The sequence below is a fragment of the Anaerococcus vaginimassiliensis genome, assembly GCF_900626155.1.
Classification (GTDB): domain Bacteria; phylum Bacillota; class Clostridia; order Tissierellales; family Peptoniphilaceae; genus Anaerococcus; species Anaerococcus vaginimassiliensis.
In genome coordinates this window covers 506974-522396 of record NZ_LR130844.1, presented here as the reverse complement: position 1 = coordinate 522396, position 15423 = coordinate 506974, and the positions used below count along the sequence as shown (strand labels likewise).

Sequence of the window (15423 nt, the reverse complement as noted above, 5' to 3'; positions counted from 1 at the left end):
ACAAAGAAAACGTTTTAAAAAATGTTTGACAATAATATAATTTACTTGTATAATATGAAACTGAAGGTGCAATTTATGAATAGTATTTCTTGAAGATAATTTAAGGAAATATTTAGGACATATCATAAGACATTATTACATAGCACTTTCTTATAAACTTGCAAAGGTTTACAAAAAAATAAAATAAAAGGAGTTTAAATGCAAGCGATTAAGAAAATAGGACTAATACCTAGAATGATTTTAGGTATTCTAGTCGGTATATTGGTAGGACTTTACTTACCAGATTGGTTTGTTAGAATTACAATTACATTCTCGTCTATATTTGGAGCATTTCTAAATTTCATAATCCCACTTATGATTTTAGCATTTGTTACTAAAGGTATAGCAGATTTAGGTGAGGGTGCAGGAAGGCTTTTGGGAGTTACAGTAGGTCTTGCTTACATGTCTACTCTTATTGGTGGATCTTTGTCATACTTCATGGCAAATGCAATTTTCCCTGGATTTATTTCTCCAGAACAAGTTGCAGCTATCCAAGATTCAGAAGGACTAACCCTTGAACCATATTTTGAAGTTCCAATAACACCATTCTTTGATGTTACTAGTGCTATTATATTTGCTTTTATGCTTGGTATTTCAATATCTTGGTTAAGAAAAACTAAACAAGGCGAAGTTTTATATCATGCTGTTAGCGAATTTAATATAGTTATTACAAAGGTTTTGGGAACAGCTATAGTTCCATTGCTTCCATTCTTTATCTTAGGTAACTTTGCAAAAATGGCAAAATCAGGTTCCGTATTTGCAGTATTATCAATATTCTGGAAGATATTCCTATGTGTAATAGCTCTACACTTATTATATGTATCTGTGCTATTTATCATATCAGGATCATATACAGGCAAGAATCCATTTACAATGATCAAAAATCAAGTAAGAGGTTATTTGACAGCAGTTGGTACACAATCATCAGCAGCAACTATTCCAGTTAACTTACAATGTGCTGAAAATAACGGAGTAAGCCGTGAGATTGGAGATTTTGTTATTCCTTTGGGAGCAACAGTTCATATGCCAGGATCAATGATTACAATTACAGCTTGTACATTTACAATCTTGACAATGTACGATATGCCTCACTCATACGGTCTTATCCTAAGACTAATAGCAATTCTTGGTATTGCAATGGTTGCAGCACCAGGAGCTCCAGGTGGAGCAGTTATGAGTGCCCTACCATTCCTACCAGTTGTAGGAATTTCACCAGAATCTACAATGGCAAGTTTGTTGATTACCTTATATCTAACTCAAGATTCATTTGGTACAGCTGCCAATATTTCTGGAGACACTGCACTTGCAGTTGCAGTAGATAAAATCTATAATAAAAATATATTAGGTAAAAAAGACTGGCAACCAGCGCCAGTTAAGGATGCGAAAGCTTAAAAAGTTTTCTTACCTTTGCAAAAAATAAGGGCGACAGTTTTTGTACGCCCTTATGTAAATTAAGGAGGAATTATGACAGTTAATGTTTCTACATTTGATATAATTGGGCCAAACATGGTCGGTCCATCAAGCTCACACACAGCTGGAGCTTGCAAGATAGCGCACACAGCTAGACGCATGGTAGATAGAAATTTCAATGAAGTTATCTTCTATCTACATGGTTCCTTTGCTAAAACTTATAAGGGTCATGGAACAAATAGGGCTCTAGTTGGTGGTGTATTGGGCTTTGACCCAGAAGATGAAAGAATTATCAATTCTTTCGAGTATGCTGATAAAGAAGGTATAAAATATACCTTTGTTGAAACTGATTTGGGAGACGTTCACCCAAATACAGTAAAAATTGTTTTCAAATATCCAGATAGAAGCGACCTTTCTGTTCAAGGTTCTTCAATAGGTGGAGGAGCGATAGTAATTACAAATATCAATGGAAATCCTATAGAATTTAAGGCAAATAAGCCAACCTTATTTATGGCTTATGGTGAGCAAAAGGGAGTAATCGCTTTTGTATCAGGAATACTTTTCGATAATGGGTATAACATTAATACAATGAAAACAATTAAAGAAGATAATAATGTGATGCTAGTTTGCGAACTCGACGAACCTCTAAGGGACGACGTTTTGCAAAAGATTAGAGAAGGTAAAGACTTTACCTTTATTAAATATATAGGTGTATAATATGTTAACAACAATGAAATTATTAAAGGAAAGATGCAAAGAAGAAAATAAAGAACTTTGGCAACTTGCTTTAGAAGACGAAATAGAAATTTCTGGAAAAAGCGAAGAAGAGATTTGGGATAGACTTCAAAGAACTCTAGACGTTATGAAAAAATCTGCTCAAGCTGCTCTTGAGACAGAAGTAACTTCAGTAACAGGAATGACTGGTGGAAACGCCAAGTCAATGCATGATTACTTCCTAAAGGGAGAATCAGTTCTTGGAGAAACTCCAGCTTTAGCTATGGCTATGGCTCTATCGACATCCGAAATCAACGCAGCTATGGGAATAATAGCAGCTGCTCCAACAGCAGGATCTTCAGGTATTCTTCCAGCAACTCTTATGACTATGTATCACAAATATGGATACAGTGATGAAGAGCTTAAAAAAGCGCTTCTAGTTACTAGTGAAATAGGTCAAGTTATATTTGATAATGCAACATTTGCAGGAGCAGAGGGTGGATGTCAAGCAGAGACAGGTTCTGCAGCAGCAATGGCGGCAGCAGCAGTATGTTTCCTAAGAGGATACGACATTCAAATCCAAGAAAATGCAGCTACAGCAGCAATTCTAAATATCTTAGGCCTTGTTTGTGACCCAATAGGAGGAATGGTAGAATTCCCATGTAACCTTAGAAATGCAAACGGAGTTATGAATGCTCTAGCAAGTGCAGATATGGCTATGGCTAATGTAAAAATGATAGTAACATTTGATGAAGCTGTACATGCCCTAAAGAATGTTGGAGATGTACTTCCTTCTAAACTAAGAGAAACTGGAGATGGTGGTATAGCAGTTTGTCCATCAGCTCTAAAACTTAAAGCTAAATATATAGATGGTGAATAAAAGAAGAAAAAGGCAAGACTAATTTGTGTCTTGCCTTTTTTTGTGTAAAATTTTATAAGTAAAAAACCGGATTTTGACTTGAACTTCAAAATCCGGTTTTACTTTATTTCCAATAATCTAAATTTTCTGTCATGCCTATATTCTTTGAGATAAATACAGGGTCTTTTCCATCTTTAATTTGTTTTTTGTAATCTTTTAGGCAAGCTATCAGCTTATTTGATAGGATAACTATAGTTGGCAAGTTTATAAGTGCCATGATTCCCATAAACAGGTCTGCTAGGTTCCAAACGAAGGATTGTTCTTGGATAGCACCAAGAAAGATCAAAAGTACTGCAATTACTCTATAAGGAATTCTTTGTTTTTCTTCCAATTCTTTTCCTAAAAGATAATCAAAGTTTGAATCTATATAATATAGGTTTCCTATAAAGGTTGTAAATCCAAATAAAACTAGAGAAGCAGTTATAAAGTAAAAACCAAAGTTACCAAATACACTTGCCAAGGCTTCTTGAATAAAAGGAGAACCATCTAGTTCGGGACTAGGAACAACACCAGAGCTTAGTCCCATAAAGGCTGTTGATGAACAAATAATAAGAGTATCTATAAATACAGAAATCATTTGTACAAGTCCTTGTTTTACTGGATGGCTAACTTTAGCTGCAGCTGCAGCATTTGGAGCAGAACCAATACCAGCTTCGTTTGAGTACAGACCTCTTTTCATACCTAAAATCATGGATGAACCTGCAAGACCGGAAAATATAGCCTTGAAGTTGAAGGCATCTTCTATAATTTTTCTAAAAACTTCTGGTATTCTTGTAATATTAATACCGATCATGATTAAAGAAACTAAAACAAATATTATCCCCATAAAAGGAACTAAACTTTGAGTAATCTTTATTATTCTCTTTCCACCACCGAGGATTACAATAGCCACAGCTACTGCAAATATTAATCCTATAATTTTTGGAGTAATATTAGGGTTATAAATAGAATAACTGTTAAAAGATTGTTGGAGGTTGTAGCTTGCAAGCATATTAAATCCAACAGCATAACAAACTATAAGAGCTATAGAAAATATTACGCCGAGCTTTCTACTTTTAAGTCCTTCCTCTATGTAATATGAAGGTCCACCATAAGAACTGTGTTTTCCTTTTTTCTTATACATTTGAGCGAGAGTTGATTCTGCAAAGGCAGATGCTGATCCAATTATAGCAACTAGCCACATCCAAAAGACTGCACCGTAGCCGCCCAGACATATAGCAGAAGATACACCGACAATATTACCTGTACCAACCCTAGATGCTGTTGAAATCATCAGAGCTTGAAAGCTTGATACATCTGACTTATCATCTGGTTTTTCCTTGATTACCTTAAAGGCCTCTTTAAGAAGGCTCACTTGGATAAAACCTGTCCTTATTGTAAAGTAGAGACCAACTGCTATTAATAAAATAACTAGAATAGGAAAGTATAAGACCGAGTTTATACCTCCTATAATATTGTTCAATTTTTCCATTATTTTCTCCTTTTCTACTCAGGATTAAGGGATATAATCCTTTACACGCTAACTTTAATTAGCTAATATAATAGTAAACTATACTACAAATAATCAAATTTGAAAAGTGATAATATCTATCATAAATGTAAAATTATTAATATAAATCACAAAATCTAGTATATTCAAAGATTTTAATCAATAAATTTTATAAAAATTAGTTTCTAAAAGTCTATTCCGAAACTAAGTCAGGGTACGAATCGCAGAAGTCGTTTAGTTTCTTCATCCAGTAATCACGATCTTTTTTATCTATCTTTCTATAGACCTTACAAGGGTTGCCAAAAGCTATTACTCCACTTGGGATATTTTTCGTTACAACTGATCCTGCTCCTATTATTGATCCTTTGCCAATTGTAACTCCAGATGTTATAACTGAATGACCTCCAATCCACACGTCATCTTCTACTATTATTTTTCTAGCAAATTCTACTCCTACTTTTCTAACGTAAGGATCAATAGGATGCTCTGCTGTATAAAATCCACAATCGGGCCCTAACAAGACATTATCGCCAATTCTAATTTCTGCTACATCTACTAAGGAAGTGTTGTAATTAAAATAGGAATTGTCACCTATATAGATATTTGACCCATAATCGCACCTAAAGGGAGGTGTGATTGAGGAATCTCCGAATTTAGCGAAAAGTTCTCTTGCAATTTCTTGGATTTCTTCTCTAGTGATAGCTTTATTTAACTTTTGAAGGATTCTTCTTGCCCTATAAAGTCTTTCTTTTAGGTCATCATCTACCATATAAAGTTTTTCTTCTAACATATTTTCTCTTTGTGTTTTCATAAAATACACTATACTATTTATAAAAGTATGAGAAAAGCATAAAAATATGGCAAAAGACTTTGACAAGTAGGGAAAATAGTTGTTCAATAGTTAGATATTATGAAATTTGTATGAAATATAGATAAATGGAAAGGAGGGTTTATGAACCAGAAATTAGATTTAACTAAGGGAGATATTTGGCAAACTTTGGTCAAACTTTCTATACCCCTTGCTTTGACTGCTTTTATTCAAATAGCTTATGGATTTGTAGATACGATTTGGATAGCAAAACTTGGAACAGATGCAGTTGCTGGAGTAGGAATTGCAGGATTTGTATTTTGGATTGCTAATTCTTTGGGACTTATTTCTAAAGTTGGTACTGGAGTATATGCATCTCAATCTTTTGGTCAGGGGAATGAGAAGGAAACGGTTAGAGTTATAAATAACGGCATGATCCAAGCGCTTATTATAGGTTTTGTATTTACTATTTTTGTACTTTTGATTAGAAATATATTCATAGAAGCCTACAAGCTAGGAGAAGCTGCTGAAGTTTTTGCCAAAGAGTATTTATTTATCGTAGGATGCGGGATGATCTTTTTCTTTATAAATCCAATGTTCTCCCAATCTTTTACAGCTCTTGGAGATTCTCTAACACCTTTTAAGATAAATGCTATTGGTCTTGTCGCTAATATGGTGCTAGATCCTTTGCTTATCTTCGGTTTTGGGATAATGCCTGCCCTTGGCATAAAGGGAGCTGCGATAGCTACTATCCTAAGTCAAATCCTTGTTACAATTGCTTTTTTACTTGTAACATTAAGTAAGGATGGTCTGATAAAAAAGGCTATTACAAGAATTGACTATAGGGAAAATTGGCAAATTGAAATATTTAAGTTGGGTCTACCAGCAGGAGTTCTAAGTGGTTTTCATGCAGCTATATCTATGATTCTTAATAGATTTATGGCAAGTTTTGGACCTGTACCGGTTGCTGTTGCATCTATTGGAGCGCAACTAGAATCAATCTCATGGAATACAACTGAGGGTATCCAAGTTGGAATCCAAGCCTTGGTTGGGCAAAACTACGGAGCAAAGAAGTTTAAGAGAGTTATAGAAGTCATAAAAGTTAGTTTAAAACTTGTAATGGGTATAGGTCTTGTAGCAAGTTTATTTTTATTTGTCTTTAGACATGGACTATTTACAATCTTTACACCAGAAGATAGCGAGGCAATTAAGCTTGGCTCAGACTATCTATTAATTCTTTCCCTAAGTCAGCTCATGATGGCTACAGAAATAGGACTTGCAGGAGCCTTCAATGGACTATCAGATACCAAGACTCCAGCAATCATTGGTCTTGTTATGAATACATCCAGGATTCCAATATCCCTTATTCTAATGCCGATATTAGGGGTTCACGGCGTATGGATATCTATGAGCTTGACATCAAATTTCAAGGGAATCTTAAGCCTTATTCTGTTAAGAAAAAAGGTCAAAAAGCTCGAAGAAAAAACTTCGGACTAATAGCTAAAATTACATTACAAGAGAAAAATCCTAACCCTTTAATTTGGGCTAGGATTTTTTTGACTTATAAATTTTCTATATCATCTATACTAATATCTTTTATCTTATCAGTGAATATATCGGCTTCATTTTTTATATGCTCCCACTCATTTTCATTCCAAGGGAAATCTTTAACTCCAATTGTCTTTATACCTGATTTCTTGGATGCCTTAATTGCGTATAAAGCATCATCAAATAAGACTATATCTTCTGGATTTTTCTTGTGTTTATCAATAGAATACTTCCAATAACTATCATCTGATTTTTTCATTTTTGTAATATCAGGCGTTGCAAAAAAGTCGAAACAGTCATATATTCCGATTCGCTTTAGAGCAGGTTCCAAGTAGACATAATCAGTAGATGATGCCACAGAAATCTTGTAACCAGCTTTTTTTAAATCTTTTATAAAATCTACCGCACCATCTTTTGGAAGAAGGTCGTTTCTATAGGCATTTTCCAAATTGTCTACGAAATATTTAATAACCTCATCCTTACTCATATCATAAGCTACATTTTTCGCTATAAACTCACACATGGCTTCGAATGGAAGAGCCTCAATCTCACCTTTTTTCTCTTTAGGCAAGTCGTTTAATTTAAAATTATATTTTGCAAAAATCTTATCCATTGGCTCTATCCATATGTGCATGGAGTCAAGCACTGTTCCATCTATATCAAATATTAGGGATTTCATTTCATTCCTTTCTATTTTATCTACTTATTAGAAACTATTGTTAGCTCCATTATACCATAGGAGGATCCTCCTTTTCCTAAAGTACGTTTTATTATATAATTAGGATTAAGGAGTACATATGAATAAACTATTAGAACTTTATTTAACTTTTGCTAAACTGGGTCTTTTCACCTTTGGTGGAGGATATGCTATGTTACCTCTTTTGGAAAGAGAGGTTGTGGAAGATAAGAAACGGGCAACTCATGAAGAAATTCTAGATTATTATGCTATCGGTCAATCTACTCCAGGCATCATTGCCATAAATACATCTACATTTTGTGGATACAAGGTTTGTGGTAATATTGGAGGCATAGTTGCAAGTCTCGGATTTATTACACCATCTATAATTATTATTAATATAATTGCCAAATTTTTAAAAAGCTTTAGCCACCTTGTCATAATTCAGCACGCCTTTGTTGGAATTAGGGTTGCAGTTTGTGCTTTGGTCTTTTATTCTGTTATAAATATGGTCAAAAAAAATGCCAATACCAAGATAAAGTTTATGATTTTTCTTTTGACTTCTATAGCTATCGCTTTCTTGTCTATTTCTCCAATAATAATCGTAATAAGTGTGGCTATCTTTGGAATACTACTAGGAAGGAGAAATATTAATGCTTAGATTAGTATGGGAGTTTTTTAAGGTTGGGATATTTGCGGTAGGAGGAGGGATGGCGACAATTCCTTTCTTGTATGAGCTAGGGGAGAAGTTTGGATATTTTTCTAGTGAAGAGCTTTTGGATATGATAGCTGTATCTGAATCAACACCTGGCGCTATCGGAATAAACATGTCAACCTATGCCGGAATCAACGCTTATGGATTTTGGGGGGGCATCTTAGCCACAATATCATTAATAACAGGCCCTGTTATTATCATTTTATTAATAGCGAGAGCCATGGATAAATTTAAGTCATCACAAATTGTAAAAGATGCCTTTGTTACTCTAAGGCCTGCAACTGCGGGACTAATCTTAGGAGCAATGAGCTCTGTTTTACTTGCGACCTTATTTAATATAGAAGCCTTTAGGGCTAGTATGAATATATTTTCTCTCATAAAACCAATACCTATGATTATATTTGCAGTATTTTTGACTGTTTTACTAAAATTTAAGAAAATAAATCCTATTTTTATAATTATCGCAGGAGCGGTACTTGGGATTGTCCTAGGACTTTGAAAAATCTCACTTTCTGGGTATAAACTAAGAGTAGAAACTTTTAGAAATACAAAGGAGATTATATGTTAGTTTATATAGCAGGAAGTGGAGCTATGGGCTCTACCATTGGTTATCATATACAAAAAAATACAGACAGCGAGGTAATACTTTTAGACTACTGGGATGATCATATTAGAAAAATCAACGAAAATGGTCTCAAAGTCTCTGGCAAAGTAGAAGATACAATAAAAATAAAAGCGATGAAGCCAGAAGAAGCAGATAAAAAGGCTGACCTAGTCGTAGTCATGACCAAGTCAATGGCCCTAGAATCCATGATGGAATCTATCGAAGGAATAATAGGAAAAGATACCCAAATTCTTTGCCTACTAAATGGAATGGGGCATGAAAGAATCTTAGAAAAATTTGTAGATAAAAATAAAATTAACATGGGAGTTACAATTTGGGCGGCTGGTCTAAATGCACCAGGAGAAATAGAAATCACAGGCAAGGGAACAATAGATGTTCAAAATATCGGCGGTGATGAAGAAAACGGAAAGAAAATTGCAGATCTTTTAGACAAGGCAGGATTAGGTGCCAAATACGATGAAGATGTAATGTTTGCCATCTGGAGAAAAGTAATGGTAAATGGAACAATGAACTCCATGACATCTCTTATGGAATGCACTATAGGAGAATTCTTCGAATCAGAAGAATCTAAAGAAATCGTAGGTGAATTAGTAAAAGAATTTACAGAAGTAGGAAGGGCAGAAGGAATAAAGCTTGACTATGAAGAAATGATGGCTTACATTTTAAAATCAGCCGAAGAAGCCAAAGACCACTACCCATCAATGTATCAAGACCTAATCAAAAGAAATAGAAAAACAGAAATAGACTTTATAAACGGAGCAGTAGTAGAAAAAGGCAAAAATCACAATATAGCTACTCCGTATAACAAGATAGTAACCCAACTAATCCACGCCAAGGAAGATATTAGGGGAGCAAAATAAGAAATACAAAAGCCCGAGCTTAGCTCGGGTTTTTGTATTATATATAAAGATTGGGGTTTTATTTGTTTTTCTTTGTAAATAAATATCCACCAACAGCGGCTACAAATACACCAACAACTCCAGAAAGTCCAGTAATACCAGTTTTTACGTTAGATGATTTTTTTATTTCGCTAACTTTTACTGGCTTAATTTCTTTTTCTTTAGATTTAGTTTGATCCTCTTCCTTGCTAGTTTTGTTAGCAACTTTATTATCGCTTATTTTCTTATCTTTTCTAGATAATTCATAATAATATTTACCGTCATCTGTTTTTTTGATGGTATAAGAATCAAAATCCTTACTATCTACAAGATACTCTTCAGCAGCTTTCCTTGCCTCAGACTCAGTAGCAAAAATTGGGAAATCGAAATTAGAATTTTCTTTTTTGTTATCATTGTTTTTGTTATCTTCATCTTCTTTGCCAATATCAACTTTAACAAGATTTTTCCTAGATTCTTTTAGTTCTTCTAATGCCTTGTCTATTTCTTCTTGTTTGACATCTTTTTTGTTTAAAAGATCTTTAGCTGATGCTAGCAAGGCTTTATAATTTTGGTAACTTTCTTCTGTAAACTCATTAGGATTTATATTAGTTTCTTCGGAAATTTCTTTCTCAAGACCTTTTTTATCTAGAACTTCTTCTGTATCAGGGTCTTGTTTACTACTATCAACTATATTTATTACAATTGTTTTAGTTAACTCTTCCTCTTGACCTTGAGCATTCCAGTAAGTGAATTTGACGTCAAGATTTTGTTTGCCTAATTTATTAGTATCGATAGAATCAGGGTCCCAACTATAATTTACTCTTGGACCTTCTTTTAAGAAGTTAAACTCTACAAGTTTCTTTAAGTGAGGAAGCTTATTCCCTACTTCTAGATCAGCGTTGTATATATTTATTTCAGCAAAATCTTCTATACTTACCTTTTCATTTAAGCTTTCGTTTTTGTAGTCATATTGAGGTAAAAGATTTAGTTTATTCATAATTGCATATGCGAAGTTCTTCTGAGCTATAATTCCTTCACCGAAAGGATTACCACTAGGGTATTTTTCTTCAAATTCTTCTCTACTTAGAGGTTCTGTTATTTGACCAGAATTATAGTTATAAGATTTTATATATTTTTGAGATTCTTCATCGTACTTATGCATATCTTCTTTGAAAGTGTTTTGAAATTCTTTACCAGATTTTATATAATTTTGATAGGATTCGTAGTCTTTGTCTAGTTCTTCTTTAGGTTTCTTATAATCTTCATTTCTGTCATAGTATGATAAACTATAGCTGTATTTATTTCCGTCTTTGAAGATGGTGTAATTATTGAAATCACTACTTGAGTTAATAGCTTCTTTAGCAGCATCTTTGGCTTCCTCAACACTATTATACATAATCCTGTCATTGCCGTCATTAACTACTCTAATTCTAATGAAGTTTTCTACAATGTCACCAATTGATGCAGTAGCGTTAATTGAATCGTTAGAATAGTAAGACATAACTCTAGCTTTTATTTCATAATCTCCAACTTTGCTTGGATCAAAGTTCTCGTCATCAAAACTGATTGAGAAGTGCCTTTTATTATTAACATCATCTAAATGATCTTGTTCATTTTTATAATTAAACTTAATAAAATCATTTAGAAGTCCTGATGAATTTTTCGCAATTACTCCATCACCAAATCCGATATCCAGATTTTCGTCAAATTTCTCTACTCTCTTGTTTTCTTCTATTTCTTTGATGTTTTGAATTTTGTTGTATGGATTATTTTTTTGATATTCTTCTGATTTTTCATAAGCCTTAGCTTCGTTGTAGCTTTCTTCTTCAAAAATTATCTTATCATCATTAAATTGATCTCTATATTTATAGCGGTATTCATCTATTCTACTATAATTTTCGTCATAGTCTGATTCTGTATAAACCTTACCATTTGATTCTTCTGATTTAGGTTCAGTTGATTCATTTTTTTGATCAATATCTTCGGTTTCTTCATCTTCTTCAGTATTTTCTACAGTAACATCTTCTTTTAACTCTTCATTAGGAGCTTCTATAAGATTTTCATTATTTTCTTCGTTTGTTTCGACTTCATTAGTTTCAACATTTTTTAGTGGATCTTCTTCTGCATAAGAAATACTATTTGCTATAGTACTAAATGATAGAGCTAGTATTAAAGCAGATCCAACTACAATTTTTCTTGAATTTTTCATAATTTCTCCTTAAAATATATTTATTATATGAATTAAATATATCATTACCAATCAAATTTTTCAGAGTATTAAATTACCCTTATCTAGGGGTGCTTTTACTTGTAATTGGTGCTTGTGTTTATATATTTTGGTCTTTGAAGACTTTTAATTTAAATAATCAAAATATTTAGAGTAATAGAATACCCGTATTTTTCTGATTGATATTGTATAATTATAATATAGATTTACTTAGGAGGGGCTATGAATTATGAGCTTTTAAAAAAAGAATTTTCGCACTTGTCTTCATTTTTGATTTGGAATGATGAAAGGGTTAATAATGGTCTGCCTCCTTGTTTTGATGATAAAAAATATAGGGAGGAGAATTTTAAAACCTCTTATATATATTTAGCGATGAATCTTAGAACTGATGATGAGGATTTTTATAGATTGTATAAGAACTTTAGAGGAAATGTCTACGATATTTTTGAGAGGTCTGAGCTTATTCCTTGGTGGGTTTTCCATAATTTAGAAGAGGGGATTTTTTCTAAGGCTGATCCTGCGATAACAAGGTTCAATAATCTTTTTTCTAATACGATGCTTGAAGGAGCTTATGTTACAGATTTTTTCAAAACTTCTCCTGATGGAGAGTTTTTGGATGGATTTGTAACTAGAGATGGACAAGAAGTTTTTTCTTTCCTAAGATCTCTTGATGAGCTTTCTTATGAAACCTATATAAAAACTCAGCTAAGGGCACTTGATAGGGAGATTGAGCTTTTGGAAGTGTCTGATCCAAAATTTCTTGTTATAAATAGTATTTACGATTTGGTTAAGGAATCTTTTGATAAATTTTTGAATGAAAAAGACTTTCCTCATTTATATAGGGCAGAGATTGTTGATGTACCTCCTCCATATGGAGCAGCGATTAGAAAAGATGTTAGTAGTCTCATTTCTTTATTGTTAAAGAATATAGATAAAAATTTATACCCTAATTTTATTATAGATAGCATTTGTAAAAATTATTATGTTATTGAAAATCTTAGAGAAATTACAAATCCAGCCCACACTATGGCAATTTTATATCTTTCATTAGAACCTAACGTCAATTTATCAAGCGCTACTAGGTCCTATCTGGAAAAGATAAAGTTAGCCTACCCAAGACATATAAAAATGCTTAATTATTGTTTTTCTAAGGATATTATTCTTGAGATTATTAAAAATTTTCCTTATATATTTTCTAAAATTAATTTAAGTGAAGGGGAATTAAGTTTTTATAAGGAAGTTCTAAAGGCTGGGAGAAATTGTCTTATAATTTTAGATGATGATATTAAGAAGCTTTCTTTGATCTTAAAGCAGAATTTATTAGTTGATTCATCGTTTTTAGTAGGGGATTATGATGAGTTTATCCTTCTAAGTCTCATGAAAAAGGCTTTGGCTGTGCCGGGTTTTGTTTTTATGAGGGATGATTTTAGTATAAAAAATCTTAATTTTGATAGGATAATTGATTTATCAGGGGATGTATCTCTTTGTGAAAAAGTTCTTGATGAAAATAGCTTTTCTGAAGCTCTCTTAGTTATGACCTATGAGGATTTCATGAGAGAAAGAAACCTTAGTTTTAGGAAATCAATAGAGGATAAATTTCCATTATTTTCTCTTACTAACTTTGATAACAAAAAGGTTTTTCTAAAGGTTGGAAGAAGGGAAGATAGACTTCTTTATAGGTATTTTGATAGAAACTATAGTTTGTTTAAGGAAGGATATTTTGACGCTTCACTAGTTAGCGAAGATCCTTTTGGTGAGATAAATATCATAAAAGACAATACTAGAATTTATATGCTAAAAGATTTTATAGTTCAAGCAAGGAGAGGGTATTCTGTATCTGAACTACTTAATTTAGGACTTAGTTATGACTGCGATGGATTTTCATATCTATCAAATTCAAATATTGCCAAGGGATTCGTTAGCGGACCTTATTCGAGTTTTGCTGGAGATGTTAGTTCTTTGTTTTACGCAAGTGAGGGAGATTTAATTATATCCAAAACATTTCCCTACAATACAGCTATAGTAGACGATGGGAATAAATATTTGGTTAATGATAATTTGTTTGTTTTAAGAATAGATAAGAACAAGGCTGATCCTTATTATATCTTGGCATTTCTTAAATCTAAAAAGACCAAAGACCTAATAAAATCAGAGCTTAAAAATTCTAATAATCTGTCTATGAAAGTCCTAAAAAATCTGGAAGTGGCTTTGTATTCAATGGAAAAGAGAGAAGATATAAAAAATAATATCATGGACAATCTAGCAAAAACAAAAAAGGCATATAAAAATATATCTGAATTTGAAAAGGAATTGAGAAATATATTCTAAAGATAGCGTAGTTTTGATATTTTCCATCCTTATTCATATAGTTATTATATTATTAGTAAAGATATAAAATTTCCTGAATGTTTAGGAGGGAAGATGGAATTTATTTACAAGTTTGATACGGATAATGGTTTTGAGATAGTAGATAGGTCTAGCTTTTATGATGTTTTAGAAGATGATGATTTTTATCTGATGTATTTGGGTAGGGATAGCTTTCTAGATTTTGCTAGGACCTATAAGTTAGATCACGCTATTATTGATCTTTTGTCAACAGACAATTCTAAGAAGTCCTATGTGGCAGTCGAAGATACTTATACTTTTGCAATCCTTGAGATATTTGATATAATGGGTAACCTTGAAACTTCAGATCTTATAGGATTTTATATAGAAAATAATAGACTTATAATAGTAGATATGTACGATAGAGACTTATCTACCAAAGAGGCTTTTAGGAAGATGCTCAAGAAGAAGTTCTATGCAAGATCTCCTGGTAGGATTTTAAAATATTTTATTACAGCCCTTATAGAAAACCATAATAGTATTTTTGATCAAATAAAAACATCTACAGCAAATGTTGAGGATGCTATTATAAAAAATAGAAAGCCAAGCAATAGTATAGAAATAATATCTGATAATAGACACAAGGTTTTAAATATGTATGCATCTTATGAGAGACTTTTAGATACTTTAGAGATTCTTATGGAAAATGATAATGATATTTTCGATGACGATGATATAAAACATCTAAAGTCGATTGCTTTTAGGGTGGAAAGATATTCTTCCAATATATCCTACTTGAGTGATTATATAACAAATGTAAAGGATTCATACGCATCTAAAATGGATTTGTCTATGAATAACACTATGAAGATACTTACTGTTATCACAGCTATATTTACGCCTATTACTATTATAACTGGTTGGTATGGGATGAACTTTACTAATATGCCAGAATTAAACTGGAACTTTGGTTATATGTATGTTATAGGTCTTTCTATTATTAGTTTAATTGTAGGATATTTTTTCTTCAGAAGATATGAAAAATAAAAT

The 15423-nt window shown here is 32.5% G+C and carries 13 protein-coding genes; 9 read left to right on the top strand and 4 right to left on the bottom strand.

Going from position 1 to position 15423, the window contains the following annotated elements:
• The first annotated feature begins 198 nt into the window (after window positions 1–198).
• From E0D87_RS02780 to sdaAA, 3 genes are all read left to right on the top strand, one after another.
• Window positions 199–1431, top strand: a complete 1233-nt coding sequence (locus tag E0D87_RS02780; protein ID WP_130819254.1) for a dicarboxylate/amino acid:cation symporter — start codon at window positions 199–201, stop codon at window positions 1429–1431.
• 72 nt (window positions 1432–1503) lie between these two features.
• Window positions 1504–2166: an L-serine ammonia-lyase, iron-sulfur-dependent subunit beta gene (sdaAB, locus tag E0D87_RS02775; RefSeq protein ID WP_130819253.1), complete on the top strand. Its 663-nt coding sequence runs from the start codon at window positions 1504–1506 to the stop codon at window positions 2164–2166.
• 1 nt (window position 2167) lies between these two features.
• On the top strand, window positions 2168–3043 hold the full coding sequence (sdaAA, locus tag E0D87_RS02770; RefSeq protein ID WP_130819252.1) for an L-serine ammonia-lyase, iron-sulfur-dependent, subunit alpha: 876 nt from the start codon (window positions 2168–2170) through the stop codon (window positions 3041–3043).
• Between the two features lie 103 nt (window positions 3044–3146).
• Here sdaAA and E0D87_RS02765 read toward each other — a convergent pair whose 3' ends face one another.
• On the bottom strand, window positions 3147–4553 hold the full coding sequence (locus tag E0D87_RS02765; protein WP_130819251.1) for an alanine/glycine:cation symporter family protein: 1407 nt from the start codon (window positions 4551–4553) through the stop codon (window positions 3147–3149).
• 211 nt (window positions 4554–4764) lie between these two features.
• Window positions 4765–5382, bottom strand: a complete 618-nt coding sequence (locus tag E0D87_RS02760) for a sugar O-acetyltransferase (protein WP_242618430.1) — start codon at window positions 5380–5382, stop codon at window positions 4765–4767.
• A gap of 141 nt (window positions 5383–5523) precedes the next feature.
• Between E0D87_RS02760 and E0D87_RS02755 the strand changes: the two genes are divergently transcribed.
• Window positions 5524–6876 (top strand): MATE family efflux transporter, encoded by a 1353-nt coding sequence (locus E0D87_RS02755; protein ID WP_130819249.1) that lies wholly within the window; start codon window positions 5524–5526, stop codon window positions 6874–6876.
• 64 nt (window positions 6877–6940) lie between these two features.
• Here E0D87_RS02755 and E0D87_RS02750 read toward each other — a convergent pair whose 3' ends face one another.
• Window positions 6941–7606 carry an HAD family hydrolase gene (locus E0D87_RS02750; protein ID WP_130819248.1) on the bottom strand — a complete coding sequence of 222 codons (666 nt, stop codon included), beginning with the start codon at window positions 7604–7606 and terminating at the stop codon, window positions 6941–6943.
• Between the two features lie 118 nt (window positions 7607–7724).
• Here E0D87_RS02750 and E0D87_RS02745 point away from each other — a divergent pair, with 118 nt between their 5' ends.
• From E0D87_RS02745 to E0D87_RS02735, 3 genes are all read left to right on the top strand, one after another.
• A complete protein-coding gene (locus E0D87_RS02745) occupies window positions 7725–8264 on the top strand; it encodes a chromate transporter (protein WP_130819247.1) in 540 nt (179 codons plus the stop codon).
• Window positions 8257–8817: a chromate transporter gene (locus E0D87_RS02740; protein ID WP_130819246.1), complete on the top strand. Its 561-nt coding sequence runs from the start codon at window positions 8257–8259 to the stop codon at window positions 8815–8817. Before E0D87_RS02745 ends, E0D87_RS02740 begins: the two co-directional genes overlap by 8 nt.
• Before the next feature lie 62 nt (window positions 8818–8879).
• A complete protein-coding gene (locus tag E0D87_RS02735; protein ID WP_130819245.1) occupies window positions 8880–9803 on the top strand; it encodes a 2-dehydropantoate 2-reductase in 924 nt (307 codons plus the stop codon).
• A 58-nt stretch (window positions 9804–9861) separates the two neighbouring features.
• Here the strand turns inward: E0D87_RS02735 and E0D87_RS02730 are convergent, their stop codons facing one another.
• Window positions 9862–12030, bottom strand: coding sequence for a DUF5633 domain-containing protein (locus E0D87_RS02730; protein ID WP_130819244.1), 2169 nt, complete (start codon window positions 12028–12030; stop codon window positions 9862–9864).
• A gap of 240 nt (window positions 12031–12270) precedes the next feature.
• On the opposite strand from E0D87_RS02730, the gene E0D87_RS02725 reads away from it, so the two are divergent.
• The gene (locus E0D87_RS02725; protein ID WP_130819243.1) at window positions 12271–14376 is read left to right on the top strand and encodes a restriction endonuclease subunit S domain-containing protein; all 2106 of its coding nucleotides are present in this window, start codon (window positions 12271–12273) and stop codon (window positions 14374–14376) included.
• A gap of 93 nt (window positions 14377–14469) precedes the next feature.
• The gene (locus E0D87_RS02720; protein ID WP_130819242.1) at window positions 14470–15420 is read left to right on the top strand and encodes a magnesium transporter CorA family protein; all 951 of its coding nucleotides are present in this window, start codon (window positions 14470–14472) and stop codon (window positions 15418–15420) included.
• The last annotated feature ends 3 nt before the right edge of the window (window positions 15421–15423 follow it).

Coding starts and splice junctions, on each gene's coding strand:
- sdaAB (WP_130819253.1), top strand. CDS start 1,504: ATGACAGTTAATGTTTCTACATTTGATATAATTGGGCCAAACATGGTC.
- E0D87_RS02755 (WP_130819249.1), top strand. CDS start 5,524: ATGAACCAGAAATTAGATTTAACTAAGGGAGATATTTGGCAAACTTTG.
- E0D87_RS02740 (WP_130819246.1), top strand. CDS start 8,257: ATGCTTAGATTAGTATGGGAGTTTTTTAAGGTTGGGATATTTGCGGTA.
- E0D87_RS02765 (WP_130819251.1), bottom strand. CDS start 4,553: ATGGAAAAATTGAACAATATTATAGGAGGTATAAACTCGGTCTTATAC.
- E0D87_RS02750 (WP_130819248.1), bottom strand. CDS start 7,606: ATGAAATCCCTAATATTTGATATAGATGGAACAGTGCTTGACTCCATG.
- E0D87_RS02720 (WP_130819242.1), top strand. CDS start 14,470: ATGGAATTTATTTACAAGTTTGATACGGATAATGGTTTTGAGATAGTA.
- E0D87_RS02725 (WP_130819243.1), top strand. CDS start 12,271: ATGAATTATGAGCTTTTAAAAAAAGAATTTTCGCACTTGTCTTCATTT.
- sdaAA (WP_130819252.1), top strand. CDS start 2,168: ATGTTAACAACAATGAAATTATTAAAGGAAAGATGCAAAGAAGAAAAT.
- E0D87_RS02780 (WP_130819254.1), top strand. CDS start 199: ATGCAAGCGATTAAGAAAATAGGACTAATACCTAGAATGATTTTAGGT.
- E0D87_RS02735 (WP_130819245.1), top strand. CDS start 8,880: ATGTTAGTTTATATAGCAGGAAGTGGAGCTATGGGCTCTACCATTGGT.
- E0D87_RS02745 (WP_130819247.1), top strand. CDS start 7,725: ATGAATAAACTATTAGAACTTTATTTAACTTTTGCTAAACTGGGTCTT.
- E0D87_RS02730 (WP_130819244.1), bottom strand. CDS start 12,030: ATGAAAAATTCAAGAAAAATTGTAGTTGGATCTGCTTTAATACTAGCT.
- E0D87_RS02760 (WP_242618430.1), bottom strand. CDS start 5,382: ATGAAAACACAAAGAGAAAATATGTTAGAAGAAAAACTTTATATGGTA.